Below are 15,629 nucleotides of genomic sequence, written 5' to 3'. Positions count from 1 at the left end.
GTTCCGGCCTCCGGTTCAGCGGCGGAAGAGCGGTTCCCCGGGGACCGTGGCGTCCGGCGGCAGCAGCGCCAGCGTCAGCCCGCGCACCAGCCGGGCCCGCAGCACCTCGTCGGCGGCCAGGGCACCGGCCAACCGCTGTGCCGTCTCACGCGCCGGGGCCTGCGGGGCCAGCGCGAGCGCGAGCATGCCGTCGGCGTCCTGGGCCGGTCCCAGATGGGCCCGGACCACATCCGGCTCGGCGGCCAGTACGGACCGCACCGCCTCGGTGACGGCGGGGTCGGTGAGCGGATCGGCGCTGGTCCGGCCCTCGGCGAGGGCCAGCAGGGCGGGGCCGGTCAGCTGGTAGGGCACCGGACCGGCGAGGTCCAGCACCAGGGTGTCCGCCTTCTCGTGCGCGGCGGCCTCCAGCGCCTGGCGCAGCGGTACGGCCACCGGGCGGGCGTCCGGCCGCCAGCGGGCCAGGGTCTCGGTCGAGGTGAAGGCGGGCAGGGCGCGGCGTCCGTCGGGGGCCTGGAGCGTCGGCACGGCCATGTCGCTGGTCTTCTCCCGGCGCAGCCCTCCGGGCCCCTCCTCCACCTCGCCGAGCACGGCGACCACCGGGACCAGCAGCCGGGCGCCGGTGAGCGCGGCCAGCACCTCGGGTTCGGTGGAACGGTCATCGGCCCAGGCGGCGAGTGCCGCGGTCAGGCGGGGGTCGGCGGAGCCGTCGTCGCCGGAGAAGCCGGGGTCGGGAATGTTCTTGAACGCCACAAGCCGAGGGTATCGGGGGCGAGGCAACCGCTCTGTCGGCGGGGAGCCGTCTTTACTGAGCAGATGTTGATCATTTCCTCATCACGGACGAAGGCAGGCCATCTGGCGTCCCCGGACGGAATCACCGACACTCGACCGACCCGCCGTCCCGCCCTGGGCAGCGCGGTCAGGACGAGCGCCGCGGCCACGGTCGTCGCGGCGCTGACGCTCTCGCTGCTCGGCTGTGCCACGGCGGGTGAGCAGAGCCAGGGGTACTCCCGGCCGGCGGCCGGTCCGGAGCGGTCGGCGAGCGGCCAGGAGCCGACGACGGGCGGTCCGGAGCCGTCAGCGGCGGGCGGAAGCGAAGGAGGCGGTGTGGCGAGCGACAACGAGAGACGCTCGGCGCCACCGCCCCCGGTCCGGACACTCACCGGCGCCCTCACCGCAGCACTCGACCCGGTCGCGGAGGGCTCCCGCGCGTACTTCTCCGTGGGCCTGCGGGACATCCGGTCGGGGGCGGTCGGGGTGTACGGCGGCGGCTGGTACGACACCGCGAGCATCGTCAAGGTCGGCATCCTCGCGGCCTTGCTGCTGGACGTCCAGGACGCCGGCAGAGCGCTGACCGCCCAGGAGCGCGCGTACGCCACCGCGATGATCGAGCGCAGCGACAACAGCGCCGCGAGCGCGCTCTGGCGGACGATCGGCGGCGCCGACGGCCTCGACACGGCGCACCGGCGGCTGGGGCTGACGGAGACGTTCGGCGGCAACGCCGGGCGGTGGGGGCTGACCCGGACCACCGCGGCCGATCAACTGCGTCTGCTGCGCGCCGTCTTCGAGGGCGGTTCGGCGCTGACCCAGGAGTCCCGGGCGTACATCAGGACGCTGATGGGGCGCACCGCCCGTGAGCAGAGCTGGGGCGTCTCGGCCGCCGGCGACGGCACCGGCAACGGATTCCGGCTCAAGAACGGCTGGCTGCCGCGCAGTACCACGGGCCTGTGGGACATCAACAGCATCGGCCAGATCACCGCGGGCGGGCGCGACTATCTCATCGTGGTGCTCTCCGACGGCAGCCGCCGTATGGACACCGGGATCGCGCTGGTGGAAGCGGCGGCGCGGAGGGCCGTCGGGGCGACCACCGCCGCCCTCAACGGGGACGGCGGCTGGTGAACGAGGAGCGCGGCACCGGCAGCCGCAGCGGGCCCGAGCCCCGCCACAGGGCGACCGCGGCCACCACCAGCGCCGCTCCGGAGAGTCCGGCGAACAGCGCCGACCGGTGGGGGCCGCCCTCGTCCCGGTGGGCCCCGGCATGGCCGGGCCCGGCACCGAAGTAGCGGTGCGCGGCAGCCGCGGCGGCGGGCCGCTGGGCGCGCGGTGTCAGCCGGGCGCCCGCCTCGACGGCCGCGGCCGGGTCCACCATGCCCGCGCCGAGTTCATCGCTGCGGCCGGCCTCCGGGCCATCCTGTGCGGTGCTGACCAGCAGTTGACGGATCTGACGGGGGCTCAGCTCGGGGTGGGCGGAGCGGACGAGCGCGACGGAGCCGGAGACGAAGGCGGCCGCCGCGCTGGTGCCCCAGCCCTCGTAGTAGCGCCGGTCGGGGTCGGCGATGACCACATCGACACCGGGTGCGCAGACGGTGGCGTACCAACGGCGGGTGGAGAACGCCGCGCGGCTGCCGTAGCGGTCCACCGCGGTCACGGCGATCACACCGGGGTAGGCGGCCGGATAGGAGGCGCGGTCGCCCTTCTCGCCGCCGTTGCCCGCGGAGGCGACGACCACCGCGCCCTTGCGCAGGGCGTACTGGACGGCGGCGTCCTCGGCGCGTTCGGGGTGGGCGGACTCGCTGTCGTCGCCGAGCGACAGGTTGATCACGTCGGCGCCGTGGTCGGCGGCCCAGCGGATGCCGTCGGCGAGCGCGCTGCCGCGGGAGGCGCGGGCCTTCTTCCGGTCGGGGTCGGCGTCCTCCAGGATCACCCGCACCGGGAGGATCTTCGCCCGGGGCGCGACGCCGAGGACGCCGTCGCCGCCGGACGAGCCGTGGCCGCGCCCGGCGATGATCCCGGCCATGGCGGTGCCGTGGCGGGCCCAGGTGCGGTCGCCGGGTCCGGCGCCGAAGCCGATCAGGTCCTTGCCGGTCAGCACTTGGCCCTTGAGGTCGGGGTGGTCGGAGTCGACACCGGTGTCGAGGACGGCGACCGTCGTCCCCGCCCCCTTGGTGGTCTGCCAGGCCTTGCGGACGTGGAGGGCGTCGAGCGCCCACTCCTGGGCCTGTATGCCGTCGGCCTGTGCGGGGGCGACGGGCAGGAAGGCCAGTCCGGCGGCGGCGAGGGCCACGGCCAGGCGCCGTCCCTTCGCGGTCATGCGGAGCTCTCCGGGACGTCGGCCAGGGCGCGGCGGAACGCGGTGACGATCTCGTCGGACAGGCCCCGGGCGTCATGCCCGAGCCCCGCCTGCGCGGCGGCCGAGGTCGCGCCGCGGTCGATGGCCTCCCCGGCCGGGGTGGGGTCGGTGATCTTCCGGCCGTCGGCGAAGCCGCTGACGCTGTAGACGACGGCGGGGGCGTCGGTGAGGATCCGGATGTGCCAGCTGGCGCGCTGGTCGTCGCCGAACCGGGCGGCGGCGGTGCCCTTCGCGGCGTAGGGGCGAGGCATCAGATCGGCGCGTTCGTCGAGTTTCTCGGTGACGAAGCGCTCGTGCAGCGCGCGCATCCCGGAAGCGTCGGAGGTGGTGATCAGCAGGCCGACGGTGGTGACGTTGGTGCTGGTGGCGTCGGTGTAGGTGGCGCGCAGCAGCCGTTTGCAGCCGACCGGGGCCAGTGCCTTGGCCAGCACTGGGTCGAATCCGCCCCCGCAGCTGCTGTCGGGGGCGACGGCGATCCGGGTCCAGCTGCGGTCGGCGCCGCCCGGACCCTCACCCTTCCCGCGCAGGGTGCGCGGGAAGAGCGTGTCGACGGGGACGCTGCGCCAGGCGGTCCGTGCGTGGGCGTAGGTGTCGGCGGTGGACGGCGGGGCCTCGGTGCCGTCGTCGAGCCAGCTTCCGGCCGCCGCCCCGCCGAGCAGACCGAGGCCGAGGATGAGGCAGACGGCGGCGGCCGCGGTCCGGCCGCGGGAGCGACGGCGGCCGACGGCGGGGCCGGGGCCGGGTGTTGCGGGAAGTGGCGGATCGACGGGACGCGGGGGCACCCGGCGGCCGTTCGCCGGGTCGGCGGTGCGCGGACGGTCGCCGCGGGATCCGGGGCCGCGTGGCGAGGGAACCTTGGCGGGCACGCCGAGTACGGGGGTGTCCGGGTCCGGGGTGAAGCCGGGCGGTGCGGTGGGGCGCGGAGGCGCGGAAGGCGACGCGGGCGCGGGATGCCCGGGGTGTGCGGACAACGGCGGGTGTGCGAGGTGTGGCGGGGGCGTGCTGCGGGGCGAGTGCGCCGCTTCGGCGTCGGTGCTCACCTGCACCCCCTCGCGCGCTTCAGGATCTGGTTCACCTGACTCCGTCCGGTTCGCCGCGCCGCCCCACCACCTTTCGGACAGGCGGGCCCGTATACGGACATCACGCCCCTGACCTGCCAGTCGTGGCGTGCGCGACACTCTACGGTGCACCAGACCCCCCGCGCACCGCTGCCCTCTACCCAGTGGTAACAGCGGTCTGGCAAGCTGCGTCCATGTCGTCTGCCGCCGCTGACCGGGTCCGGTACGACCGGGCCACCGCCCATCTCGAAGCGCCGCTGGCCATCGTCGATCTGAGGGCGTTCGACGCCAACGCCCGGGATCTGGTGCGCCGGGCGGCGGGCAAGCCGATCCGGGTGGCCAGCAAGTCGGTACGGTGCCGGGCCCTGCTGGAACGGGTACTGGCGCGGAACGGTTTCGCGGGGATCATGAGCTTCACGCTCGCGGAGTCCCTGTGGCTGGCGCGCGAGGGCTTCGATGACGTCCTGCTCGCCTATCCCTCCACCGACCGGGACGGGTTCGCCACGCTGACCAGCGATCCCAAGCTGGCGGCGGCGGTCACGGTGATGGTGGACAGCGTCGGCCAGCTCGATCTGATCGAGAGTGTTCGCGCGGGCACCGAAGAGGTCCGGGTCTGCCTGGAGTTGGACACCTCGTTCCAGCTGCTGGGCGGCCGGGTACGGGTGGGCGCCCGGCGCTCACCGCTGCGCGAGCCCGTCCAGCTGGCCGAGCTGGCGCGGGCGGTCCAGGGCCGCCCCGGTTTCCGGGTGGTCGGGCTGATGGCGTACGAGGGGCATGTGGCAGGGGTGGGCGACGCGGTGCCCGGCCGGCCGCTGCGTTCCCGGATGATCCGGCTGATGCAGTCCACCGCCCGCCGGGAGCTGGCGGAGCGCCGGGCGGCGGCGGTCCGGGCGGTGCGCGCGGTGGCGGACCTGGAGTTCGTCAACGGCGGCGGGACGGGCAGTGTGCAGCACACCGCGGCCGAGGAGGCGGTGACGGAGATCGCCGCCGGCTCCGGGCTCTACCAGCCGCGGCTGTTCGACCACTACACCTCGTTCCAGGGGCGTCCGGCGGCCCTCTTCGCCCAGCCGGTGGTGCGCCGCCCCGGCGTGGGCGTGGTGACGGTGCTGGGCGGCGGCTATCCGGCGTCGGGGGCGGCCGGAGCGGACCGGCTGCCGGTGCCGTATCTGCCGGAGGGGCTCGCGTACGACCCATTGGAGGGGCCGGGCGAGGTGCAGACGCCGCTGCTGGGCACGGCCGCCGACGATCTGCTGATCGGCGACAAGGTGTGGTTCCGGCATGCCAAGGCCGGTGAGCTGTGCGAGCGCTTCGCGGTGCTCCACCTCATCGACGCGGACAGCGGGGACCGGGTGGTGGCCTCGGTGCCCACGTACCGGGGCGAGGGCCGTACGTTCCTCTAGCCCCCTCCAGCCCCGCGATGCCGCGCGGTGCCGCGCGGGCTCAGATGGAACGGCCGTCGCCCTCCAGCGCCTTGACGCCCTTGAGGATCTCGTCCATATCGCTGAGCGGCGGTGCCTTGTCGCTCACGTCGAAGCCGAAGCGGATCACGACCATCGTGTCGGGGATGGTGGGCGAGGGGAAGACGACCGACTGGACATAGCCGTCGTCGCCCTTCTTGGTGTCCACCTTCCAGCGGACCAGATAGCCCTTGCCGCCCACGACCTCGACCGACTCGGACTTGAGCTGCTTGTGGGAGGTGATCCCGCCGTACGCCTTGCGGTCGCTCTCCTCGTCCTTGCCGTAGGAGTCCTCGGCGTTCTGCGCGATGTCCTCCTTGGCTATGCCCTTGGCGGTGTCCGCCTTGTAACCGCTGGCCGTGCGGGAGAAGGCACCGCCGCGGACACACTCGGTGGACGCGTCGTTGGGGCAGGGGTAGCGGGAGGTAGTGATCCCGGCGCCGCCGGAGCTGCTGCGGCCCGCCTGCCATCCGGAGAGCACCGGCAGACTGATGCCGTTGACCGGATCGGGCGCGGTGTTCGGGTCGAAGCTGGGGGTTCCGGTGGGGGCGTCGGTAGGCGGCCCCGACGGCTCGCCGCTGGTCCCGCCGTCGTCGCCGCCCGAGGCGGAGGCGCTGGGGGACGGCCTGGCGCTGTCCTTGCCGTCGCCGTCCCCGCCGTCGCCCAGCAGCACGATGCCGCCGATGATCGCGGCGACCACAACGCCCACGGCCACCGCGAGCGCGGCGACCTTCGGCCCGCGTCCGCGCCCCTGGCCGCCCGGCTGCCCGGGGGCATAACCGGGCATCGCGGGCGCACCGTAGGACATTCCCGGCATTCCTGAGGCGTCACGGGTGTACTCGGTCCAGGTGGAGCCGTTCCACCAGCGCTCCACGCCGGGGGCGTTGCCTGTGTCACCCGGGTCGGGATACCAGCCGGGAGGTGTGTTCGTGGTCACGGCTGTCACCTTATGGCCACGGATCGGTGGCCGTACACCGGGTGTGGCCGCCGCCGGTCAGCTCAGGACCTTGATGCCCTGCGTGATCGTGTCCATATGGGAGAGGGGCGGCGCCGCGGCGTTCTTGTCGATGGCGAAGCTGATGAGGACCATCGTCTTGGGCATCCCCTCACCCGTGGAGCCCGCCGTGCCCTTGGGATTCGGAAAGACGAGGGACTGGACGTATCCGTCGTCGCCCACCGCGTTGTCCACCTGCCACAGGACGCGATAGCCCTGCTGCCCCGCGACGGTGACCGCCTCCGACTTGAGCTCCTTGTGCGAGACGATGCCGCCGTAGTTTTCCTTGCTGTAGGCGTCCACCGCGTTCTTCGGGATGTCCTCCTTGGCCATCCCCTCCGCCGTCTTGGCCTTGTAGTCCTTGGGGAAGGCGGTCAGCGTGCGAATGCCCCCGAGCGCACAGCTCTTCTCGGGCTTCTTCGCGCAGGGGGTCGGAGCGCCGGAAAGTCCCACCCCGTCCTTGACGCCCTTGTACTCCGTCCAGCCGGTGAGGATGGGCACGCTGATGTGGTTGACCCGGTCCTCGGCGGCGGACGGGTCGTCCGGTCCGCCCCCGGACGGGCCGGACGGGTCGACCGGCGGGATGCTGACGGTGCCGCCGCCCTTCCCACCGGGCACCTTGGGCGCGGAGTCCCCCTTGGCCCGGGAGTCTCCGTCGTCATCGTCCTGGAACAGCATGACGCCGCCGACCACCGCCGCGACGAGCACGACCCCGGCCACGACGAGCGCCCCCGTCTTCGAACTGCCGCCCCGCGCACCGGGTCCCGGCGCTCCCGGGTACCCGGGAGCGGCCCCTGGTACGGGTGCGCCGGGAGGAGCCTGAGGCACGGAATACCCCGGGGCCGGGGGCTGCGCCGGGGGGCCGGGCGGGGCCGGGGGGCCCTGCACGGACGGCATGGCGTGCATCGTGGGTGCGTAGTGCACGGATTGGGCGTCCGGCCCGCCCTGTGCCCCGCGGCGGTTGTCGGTCCAGGCGGACCCGTCCCAATAGCGCTCCGACGCGGGGCCAGGGCCGTGGTGTTCGGGGTCGGGGTACCAGCCAGGTGGTGTCGTCATGCTCACGCCGCCACCCTATGGCCAAGACTTGACCCGGACGTCTTCGCACACCATTCCGTCACAGGGGCCGGACATCCATCACAGGGGCGTGACGTACGCGCCCGCGATGCCTCCGTCCACCAGGAACTCGGCCGCGTTGACGAACGAGGAGTCGTCGCTGGCGAGGAAGGCCACCGCGGCGGCCATCTCCTCCGGTTCGGCGAACCGGCCCACCGGGACGTGCACCAGACGGCGCGCGGCCCGCTCCGGGTCCTTGGCGAACAGCTCCTTCAACAGCGGGGTGTTGACCGGCCCCGGGCACAGGGCGTTGACCCGGATGCCCTCACGGGCGAACTGCACGCCCAGTTCACGCGACATGGCCAGCACGCCGCCCTTGGACGCGGTGTAGCTGATCTGCGAGGTCGCGGCGCCCATCACGGCCACGAAGGAGGCCGTGTTGATGATGGAGCCCTTGCCCTGCCGCTGCATATAGGGCAGCGCGGCCTTGCAGCACAGATAGACGGAGGTGAGGTTGACCTCCTGGACCCGCTTCCAGGCGTCCAGGCCGGTGGTCAGGATCGAGTCGTCGTCGGGGGGCGAGATGCCCGCGTTGTTGAAGGCGACGTCGACCGAACCGTAGGTGTCGTACGCGGTCTTGAACAGCGCCTCCACCTCCTCCTGGTCGGTCACGTCCACCTTGACGTAGAGCCCGCCGACCTCGTCGGCCGCGGCCTTGCCCGCGGACTCGTCGATGTCGGCGCAGACGACGTTGGCGCCCTCGGAGGCGAGGCGGCGCGCGGTGGCCAGGCCGATACCGCTGCCCGCTCCGGTGATCACGGCGGTACGGCCGACCAGACGGCGGCACACGGGGGTCTCGGTCACGTCACTGCTCCTCGGTGCTGATGAAGACGTTCTTGGTCTCGGTGAAGGCGGTCAGGGCGTCGGGGCCCAGCTCCCGGCCGAGGCCGGACTGCTTGTAGCCACCGAAGGGGGTCGCATAGCGCACGCTGCTGTGCGAGTTGACGGAGAGGTTTCCGGCGGCGACGGCGCGCGAGACCCGCACCGCGCGGCCGACGTCACGGGTCCAGATCGAGCCGGACAGGCCGTAGTCGGTGGCATTGGCCAGCCGTACGGCCTCGGCCTCGTCCTCGAAGGGGAGCACCACGGCCACGGGGCCGAAGATCTCCTCGACGGCGGTGCGGTCATCCGGTCCGGTGGCCGCCAGCACGGTGGCCGGGTACCAGAAGCCCTTGCCCCCCGGGGCCTCACCGCGGATCGCGGCGGGCGCGTCCTCGGGGACGTAGGACCGCACCCGCTCCCGCTGGGCGGCCGAGATCAGCGGGCCCATGGCGGTGGCGGGGTCGGCCGGGTCGCCGACCGCGAACGAGGTCACGGCGGGTTCCAGCAGTTCCATGAACCGGTCGTAGACGCTCCGCTGGACCAGGATGCGGCTGCGGGCGCAGCAGTCCTGTCCGGTGTTGTCGAGGAACGAACCCGGGGCCGAACGGGCGGCCAGCTCGATATCGGCGTCGGCGAAGACGATGTTGGGGCTCTTGCCGCCGAGTTCGAGCGTCACCCGCTTCACGCCCGCCGCACACCGGGCCATGATCTCCTTGCCGACCGCCGTCGACCCGGTGAACACGACCTTGGCCACACCGGGGTGCTCGACCAGCGCGGTGCCCGCCACCGGCCCGGCGCCGGGCAGCACCTGGAACAGCCCCTCGGGAAGCCCGGCCTCCAGGGCGAGTTCGGCCAGCCGCAGGGCGGTGAGCGGGGTGGTCTCGGCGGGCTTGAGCAGAACGGCGTTGCCCGCGGCGAGCGCCGGCGCGGTGCCCCACGCGGCGATCGGCATCGGGAAGTTCCACGGCGCGATCACGGCGACCACACCGAGCGGCTCATGGAAGGTGACGTTCAGGCCACCGGCGACCGGGATCTGACTCCCGGCCAGCCGCTCCACTCCCCCGGCCGCGTAGTCCAGCAGATCGCGGACATTGCCCGCCTCCCAGCGGGCGTTGCCGATCGGATGGCCCGCCTCGCGGACCTCCAGCGCGGCCAGTTCCTCGATGTGGTCGTCGACGGCGGCGGCGAAGCGGCGCAGCTGCCGGGCGCGGTCGGCGGGCGCCAGGGCGGCCCAGCCGCGCTGGGCCGCGGTGGCCCGGGCGACGGCGGCGTCCACATCGGCGGCGGAGGCCGCCGGGACGGTGGCGATGACCTCCTCGGTCGCCGGGTTGAGTACGTGGTGCTCGTGCGGGTGCTCGTTGGTCACCTGATGGTTCCTCACATGCGCTCGAAGGACCGGAACCGCTCCCAGTCCGTGACGGCGGTGTCGTAGGCGTCCAGTTCGACGCGGGCCATGTTGAGGTAGTGCTCGACCACCTCGTCGCCGAAGGCGGCCCGGGCGATGGGGCTGGCCTGCCACAGCTCGGTGGCGTCGCGCAGCGTGGTCGGGACGTGCTCGGCGTCGCCGTTGTAGGCGTTGCCGGTACAGACCTCGGGCAGCTCCAGCTCGTTCTCGATGCCGTGGAGTCCGGCCGCCACCATTCCCGCGACGGCGAGATACGGATTGACATCGCCGCCGGGGAGGCGGTTCTCCAGCCGGTGGGCCTGGCCGTGGCCGATGACCCGCAGGGCGCAGGTGCGGTTGTCCGGGCCCCAGGCGACAGCGGTCGGCGCGAACGAGCCGGGCCGGAACCGCTTGTAGGAGTTGATGTTGGGGGCGTAGAGCAGGGTGAACTCCCGCATGGCGGCCATCTGCCCGGCCAGGAAGTGGCGCATCGTCTTCGACATGCCGTACTCGCCCGCGTCATCGGCGAGCACCGGCGCCCCGAACTCGTCGCGCAGCGAGAGATGGATATGGCACGAATTGCCCTCGCGCTCGTCCCACTTGGCCATGAAGGTGAGCGCGTTGCCCTCCTGCGCGGCGATCTCCTTGGCGCCCGTCTTGTAGATGACGTGCTGATCACAGGTGGTCAGCGCGTCGTCGTAGCGGAAGGCGATCTCGTGCTGACCGAAGTTGCACTCGCCCTTGGCCGACTCGACGATCATCCCGGCCGCGCCCATCTCATTGCGGATGCGGCGCAGCAGCGGCTCCACCCGGCCGGTGCCGAGGACGGAGTAGTCGACGTTGTACTGGTTGGCGGGGGTGAGCCCGCGGTAGCCGGAGTTCCACGCCTCTTCGTAGGTGTCCTTGAAGACCATGAACTCCAGTTCGGTGCCCGCGTAGGCGGTCCAGCCGTGCTCACCCAGCCGGTCCAGCTGGCGCCGCAGTATCTGGCGCGGGGAGGCCACGACGGGTGAGCCGTCGTGCCAGCCGAGGTCGGAGATCATCAGCGCGGTGCCGGGGTTCCAGGGAGTGCGGCGCAGCGTGGCGTGGTCGCCATGCATGGCGAAGTCCCCATAGCCGCGCTCCCAGGAGGACATCGCGAAGCCGTCGACCGTGTTCATATCGGTGTCGACGGCGAGAAGGTAGTTACAGCCCTCGGTGCCGTGATCGAGGACGTCGTCGAGGAAGAAGCGGGCGGCGAACCGCTTACCCTGCAACCTCCCCTGCATATCGGTGAAGGCCAGGACGACGGTGTCGATCTCCCCGGAGTTCACAAGTCTGGTCAGTTCGTCGACCGAGAGCGGGGGCGTGCGGTCTGCCACGGTGGTCCTCCTGCGAAGATTGCAGCGCCGGAAGGCCATAAGGTAATACCGCAGACCATTGATTGGGAAGTAGGTGCGGACGGTTCGATGAGCGACAGCCAGAGCGGTGCGCCGGGCGCCCGGATCGATGACCGGCTGACGCCGGTGCTGCGGCCGGTGCGCGCCGGGAACGGCTTCGAGGAAGCACTCGAGCAGATACTCCAGGTGGTCCGGCTGGGGCTGGTCCCGGACGGCGGGCGGCTGCCGGCCGAGCGGGAGCTGGCCGACCGGCTGCGGATCAGCCGGGTGACGCTGCGCGAGGTGCTCAAGGTGCTCCAGGACCAGGGACTGGTCGAGAGCCGCCGCGGCCGGTACGGCGGCACCTTCGTCCGCGCCCGCCCCGAGCCCGCCATGGGCGGCGAGGACGAGCTGCGGCGCCGGGTCGAGGCGGTGGACCTGGAGGACACCCTGCGGTTCCGGGAGGTCCTGGAGGTCGGCGCGGCCGGGCTGTGCGCCGCGCACGGACTGGACGACGCGCAGGTCACGCGGTTGCGGGCGGCCCTGGACGCCACGCGCGACGCCCCGCTCGCCGACTACCGGCGGCTCGACACGATGCTGCATCTGACCCTCGCGGAGCTGGCGGGCTCCCCGACACTGGCCGCCCAGTACGCGGCGGTGCGGGCGTCGGTGAACGATCTGCTGGACTGCATTCCGCTGCTGGTGCGCAATCTGGAACACTCGCAGGCCCAGCACACCGCGCTGGTCGAGGCGGTGCTCGACGGGGACGCGGAGGGCGCGCGCGAGGTGATGCGCGAGCACTGCGAGGGTACGGCGGCGCTGCTGCGCGGATTTCTGGTCTAGCGCGGCCCTCCAGCGGCGTCCGGCGGCGCCGGATTCCGGCCCCATAGGCACCTCGTTAACGATCCTTTTACGCAGAGGTCTTGCGCATCGCTCGATGGAAGACAAAGGTATGGCCCCACACCTTTGCCACCCCCTCGTGTGGAGCAGGAGCACCTCATGGCCGACGGAACAGACTCCGCCCGTACCTCTGTCAGCACCGCACCGCCAGGCGGCGGCCCGGCATCCCCCGAGGACAGCTATCTGGAGCGCCGCACCCTGCGGCGCGGCAGCGCGGGTCCGCTGCTGCTGACCGGCCTCGGGGTCGCCTATGTCGTCTCCGGCGACTTCTCCGGCTGGAACTTCGGCCTGGCCGAGGGCGGCTTCGGCGGTCTGGCCATCGCCGCGGTGCTGATGGGCCTGATGTATACCTGCATGGTGTTCGCCCTGGCCGAGCTGGCGGCGATCCTCCCCACCGCGGGCGGCGGCTACGGCTTCGCCCGGCGGGCCCTCGGCCCCTGGGGCGGCTTCCTCACCGGTACGGCCATCCTCATCGAATACGTCCTGGCCCCGGCCGCGATCTCCATCTTCATCGGTGACTACGTCGAGTCACTGGGGCTGTTCGGGCTGGAGTCGGGCTGGCCGGTCTATCTGGCCTGCTTCGTCATCTTCATCGGCATCCATCTGTGGGGTGTGGGCGAGGCGCTGCGCTTCAGCCTGATCGTGACCGCGATCGCCGTCGCCGCGCTGCTGATCTTCGCCGTGGCCGCCTTCACCGACTTCGACTCCAGCTCGCTCAATGACATCACGGTCGACCACTCCGCCTTCGGCGCCAGTTCCTGGCTGCCGTTCGGGCTGCTCGGCATATGGTCGGCGTTCCCCTTCGGCATGTGGTTCTTCCTGGGGGTGGAAGGGGTCCCGCTGGCCGCCGAGGAGACTCGCGACCCGGCCCGTACCCTGCCGAAGGCCATGGCCTGGTCCATGGGCATCCTGCTGCTGCTCGCCCTGATCACCTTCCTCGCCGCCACCGGCGCCCGCGGTTCCGGCGCGGTGCAGGGCGCGGGCAACCCGCTGGTCGAGGCGCTCCAGCCGGACGGCAAGGCCACCGTGCTCTCCCGCATCGTCAACTACGCCGGGCTCGCCGGTCTGGTGGCCTCCTTCTTCTCCCTGATCTTCGCCGGGTCCCGGCAGTTGTTCGCCCTCTCCCGCGCCGGGTATCTGCCCCGCTTCCTCTCCCTGACCAGCCGCCGCAAGGCCCCCTATCTGGGGCTGCTGGTCCCGGGCGCCATCGGGTTCGCCCTGGCCGCCTGGTCCGGCGACGGTGCCCGGATGCTCAATGTCGCGGTCTTCGGCGCCACCATCTCGTACGCCCTGATGTCGCTCTCGCACATCGTGCTGCGGCGCCGCGAGCCCCATCTCGAGCGGCCCTACCGCACCCCGGGCGGTACGGTGACGTCGTCCATCGCCTTCGTCCTGGCCTGCTCGGCGCTGGTGGCCACCTTCCTGGTGGACAAGGACGCGGCGTTCATCGCCCTCGCCGTGTACGCGGTGGCGCTCGCCTACTTCGCCTTCTACAGCCGTCACCGTCTGGTGGCCGCGGCTCCCGAGGAGGAGTTCGCCGCGCTGGCGGAGGCCGAGGCCGAACTGTCCCGCGACTGAGCAAACGCGACCGAAAGAAAACGATCGAGAAAAATCGAGAAAGAGGATGTCCCCGATGTCCAAGCCTCTGATCGGCATCAGCACCTATCTGGAGTCCTCGGCCCGCTGGGGGGTGTGGGACCTCCCGGCCGCGCTGCTGCCCGTCGGTTACCACCGGCTGGTGCAGCAGGCCGGCGGGCTGGCCGCGATGCTCCCGCCCGACGAGGACCCGGAGGCGGCCGCCCGGGTCGTCTCCCGCCTCGACGGCCTGGTGATCTCCGGCGGGCCGGATGTGGAACCGGTGCACTACGACGCCGACCCCCATGAGCGCACCGGCCCGCCCGCCCGGGAGCGCGACACCTGGGAGCTGGCGCTGATCGAGGCCGCGCTGTCCAACGGCACCCCGCTGCTGGGCATCTGCCGGGGCCACCAGCTGCTGAACGTGGCGCTCGGCGGCACCTTGATCCAGCACCTGGACGGCCATGCCGGAGCACCCGGCGTCTTCGAACACCACCTGGTGCAGCCGGTGCCCGGAACCCTGCTCGGCGAGGTGCTGCCGGAGCCGCTGTCGGTGCCGACCTTCCACCACCAGGCGGTGGACCAGCTGGGCAAGGACCTGGTGGCCTCGGCGTACGCGGCGGACGACGGCACGATCGAAGCCGTCGAACTGCCCCAGGCCGACCAGTTCGTCCTGGGCGTGCAGTGGCATCCGGAGGCGGGCGACGACCTGAGGGTCATGCAGGCGCTGGTCGCGGCGGCCCGCTGACCCCGGGCGCCGCCCGCGGAGGTCCATGTGAGGTCCGTGGGAGCCCCCCCGCCAAGGGGGGCCGCACGGCTAGGAGTTGATCTCGTACGGGTCGCCGTAGACCTTCCACTTCAGCGGCGGTGTCAGGTCGAAGGCCTTCTCGTTCAGGAACTTCCGCTGCTCGGTGTCGACCCGGCTGGTGTCGCTGTGGGCCTCCTCGGACTGCATGGCCTTCTTGCGGGCGTCGAGGAAGGCGTGGAGATAGGTGGCCTCGTCACCGCCCTGCGCCGGGGTCTTGGCGTTGCGCATCGCGGTCTTGCGGATGCCGCCGAAGCTGTACTTGCCATCGCCGGGGCCGTGCATCACGATCGCGTCGTAGTAGATGAACTGGCCGAGCGCGCCGATGCCGTCGTCCTTGCCCCGCTGGACCGAGGGGTTGAAGTAGACGCGGTCGCGCTCGTGTTCCTGCGCCTGCTGGAACGCGCTGTCGGTCGCGGCCTTCTTCCAGTCCCGGGTGAAGTGCGGGTCCAGACCTTCGTGCGAGTCGCTGCCGTCGACCTCACGCAGCGCAGGCAGGTACTTCGCCAGGACGTTGCCCGGCTTCTGCTCGGTGTAGTACTCGACGAGGTCCAGCATGTCGCCGGTACCGGAGCAGAAGCCGACGATGCCGCCCGTGTAGCCGCGGCCGTCGCCGATGTCCTCGATGTACCTGTACCCGTCGCGACGCCAGTCCAGCGTGGAGTTCTCGGCGCTGGAGACCAGCTTCATGGCGATCTCCTTCCTGGCCGGGTCGTCCAGACCGACCGCCGCCTCCGTGGCCGCCTTGTACGCCGAGTGGTGCCCGTGGGTGCCGGGCGGATTGCCGGATGCCGGTGCGGATACGACACCGGTGAGCACGAGGGCCAGCGGTACCGCTACGGCTGCGGCGGCGAGGCCGATGCGCTGGGACATGTGGACTCCGTTTCGTTCCCTGTCGACGGTGGGGGCGTGCGGGCAGGCCGAGTTGAGAGCCATCCATTAGGAACCTTTCCTAACCATTGAAGCGAGCACGCCGTATCCACCACAAGGGGTGTGCACAGAATGGGACGTACGAAGGCCCGTCGCGGTCGCATCG

Annotated in this window: 14 protein-coding genes and 1 pseudogene; 5 read left to right on the top strand and 10 right to left on the bottom strand. The window is 72.1% G+C overall.

Annotated features, from left to right (window positions below; genetic code table 11):
* Positions 1 to 15: 15 nt before the first annotated feature.
* Positions 16 to 750 (bottom strand): SseB family protein, encoded by a 735-nt coding sequence (locus JK363_RS07175; RefSeq protein ID WP_201872725.1) that lies wholly within the window; start codon positions 748 to 750, stop codon positions 16 to 18.
* Between the two features lie 63 nt (positions 751 to 813).
* Between JK363_RS07175 and JK363_RS07170 the strand changes: the two genes are divergently transcribed.
* Positions 814 to 1,896: a serine hydrolase gene (locus tag JK363_RS07170; RefSeq protein WP_201872723.1), complete on the top strand. Its 1,083-nt coding sequence runs from the start codon at positions 814 to 816 to the stop codon at positions 1,894 to 1,896.
* On the opposite strand, the gene mycP is transcribed toward JK363_RS07170, so the two are convergent.
* The gene (gene mycP / locus JK363_RS07165) at positions 1,874 to 3,088 is read right to left on the bottom strand and encodes a type VII secretion-associated serine protease mycosin (protein ID WP_201872721.1); all 1,215 of its coding nucleotides are present in this window, start codon (positions 3,086 to 3,088) and stop codon (positions 1,874 to 1,876) included. The genes JK363_RS07170 and mycP overlap by 23 nt on opposite strands.
* Positions 3,085 to 4,167, bottom strand: a complete 1,083-nt coding sequence (locus JK363_RS07160) for a hypothetical protein (protein WP_307821643.1) — start codon at positions 4,165 to 4,167, stop codon at positions 3,085 to 3,087. Before JK363_RS07160 ends, mycP begins: the two co-directional genes overlap by 4 nt.
* A 212-nt stretch (positions 4,168 to 4,379) precedes the next feature.
* Here JK363_RS07160 and JK363_RS07155 point away from each other — a divergent pair, with 212 nt between their 5' ends.
* A complete protein-coding gene (locus JK363_RS07155; protein WP_201872711.1) occupies positions 4,380 to 5,585 on the top strand; it encodes an amino acid deaminase/aldolase in 1,206 nt (401 codons plus the stop codon).
* Positions 5,586 to 5,625: 40 nt separating this feature from the next.
* Here the strand turns inward: JK363_RS07155 and JK363_RS07150 are convergent, their stop codons facing one another.
* The 6 genes and pseudogenes from JK363_RS07150 to JK363_RS07130 form a co-directional block, all read right to left on the bottom strand.
* Positions 5,626 to 6,579, bottom strand: coding sequence for a DUF2510 domain-containing protein (locus JK363_RS07150; RefSeq protein WP_201872703.1), 954 nt, complete (start codon positions 6,577 to 6,579; stop codon positions 5,626 to 5,628).
* 57 nt (positions 6,580 to 6,636) lie between these two features.
* Positions 6,637 to 7,356 carry a hypothetical protein gene (locus JK363_RS07145; protein WP_236075619.1) on the bottom strand — a complete coding sequence of 240 codons (720 nt, stop codon included), beginning with the start codon at positions 7,354 to 7,356 and terminating at the stop codon, positions 6,637 to 6,639.
* 225 nt (positions 7,357 to 7,581) lie between these two features.
* Positions 7,582 to 7,692, bottom strand: a pseudogene (locus JK363_RS44125) (DUF2510 domain-containing protein); the annotation flags it as partial.
* A 78-nt stretch (positions 7,693 to 7,770) separates the two neighbouring features.
* Positions 7,771 to 8,553 (bottom strand): 3-oxoacyl-ACP reductase, encoded by a 783-nt coding sequence (locus tag JK363_RS07140; protein ID WP_201872699.1) that lies wholly within the window; start codon positions 8,551 to 8,553, stop codon positions 7,771 to 7,773.
* Position 8,554: 1 nt separating this feature from the next.
* A complete protein-coding gene (locus tag JK363_RS07135; RefSeq protein ID WP_201872697.1) occupies positions 8,555 to 9,937 on the bottom strand; it encodes an aldehyde dehydrogenase family protein in 1,383 nt (460 codons plus the stop codon).
* Between the two features lie 11 nt (positions 9,938 to 9,948).
* Positions 9,949 to 11,316 (bottom strand): glutamine synthetase family protein, encoded by a 1,368-nt coding sequence (locus JK363_RS07130; protein ID WP_201872695.1) that lies wholly within the window; start codon positions 11,314 to 11,316, stop codon positions 9,949 to 9,951.
* Positions 11,317 to 11,403: 87 nt separating this feature from the next.
* On the opposite strand from JK363_RS07130, the gene JK363_RS07125 reads away from it, so the two are divergent.
* From JK363_RS07125 to JK363_RS07115, 3 genes are all read left to right on the top strand, one after another.
* Positions 11,404 to 12,156, top strand: a complete 753-nt coding sequence (locus JK363_RS07125) for a FadR/GntR family transcriptional regulator (RefSeq protein ID WP_201872693.1) — start codon at positions 11,404 to 11,406, stop codon at positions 12,154 to 12,156.
* A 156-nt stretch (positions 12,157 to 12,312) separates the two neighbouring features.
* Complete coding sequence (gene eat / locus JK363_RS07120; protein ID WP_201872690.1) at positions 12,313 to 13,791, top strand: ethanolamine permease; 1,479 nt, start codon at positions 12,313 to 12,315, stop codon at positions 13,789 to 13,791.
* Positions 13,792 to 13,846: 55 nt separating this feature from the next.
* Positions 13,847 to 14,536: a gamma-glutamyl-gamma-aminobutyrate hydrolase family protein gene (locus JK363_RS07115; RefSeq protein ID WP_201872688.1), complete on the top strand. Its 690-nt coding sequence runs from the start codon at positions 13,847 to 13,849 to the stop codon at positions 14,534 to 14,536.
* 69 nt (positions 14,537 to 14,605) lie between these two features.
* Here JK363_RS07115 and JK363_RS07110 read toward each other — a convergent pair whose 3' ends face one another.
* Positions 14,606 to 15,466, bottom strand: coding sequence for a chitosanase (locus JK363_RS07110; protein WP_201872685.1), 861 nt, complete (start codon positions 15,464 to 15,466; stop codon positions 14,606 to 14,608).
* Positions 15,467 to 15,629: the final 163 nt, after the last annotated feature.

It is taken from the genome of Streptomyces coffeae (assembly GCF_016741875.1).
Lineage (GTDB): Bacteria > Actinomycetota > Actinomycetes > Streptomycetales > Streptomycetaceae > Streptomyces > Streptomyces coffeae.
The sequence above is the reverse complement of the archived record's forward strand: the minus strand, read 5'-3'. Positions and strand labels throughout refer to the sequence as shown.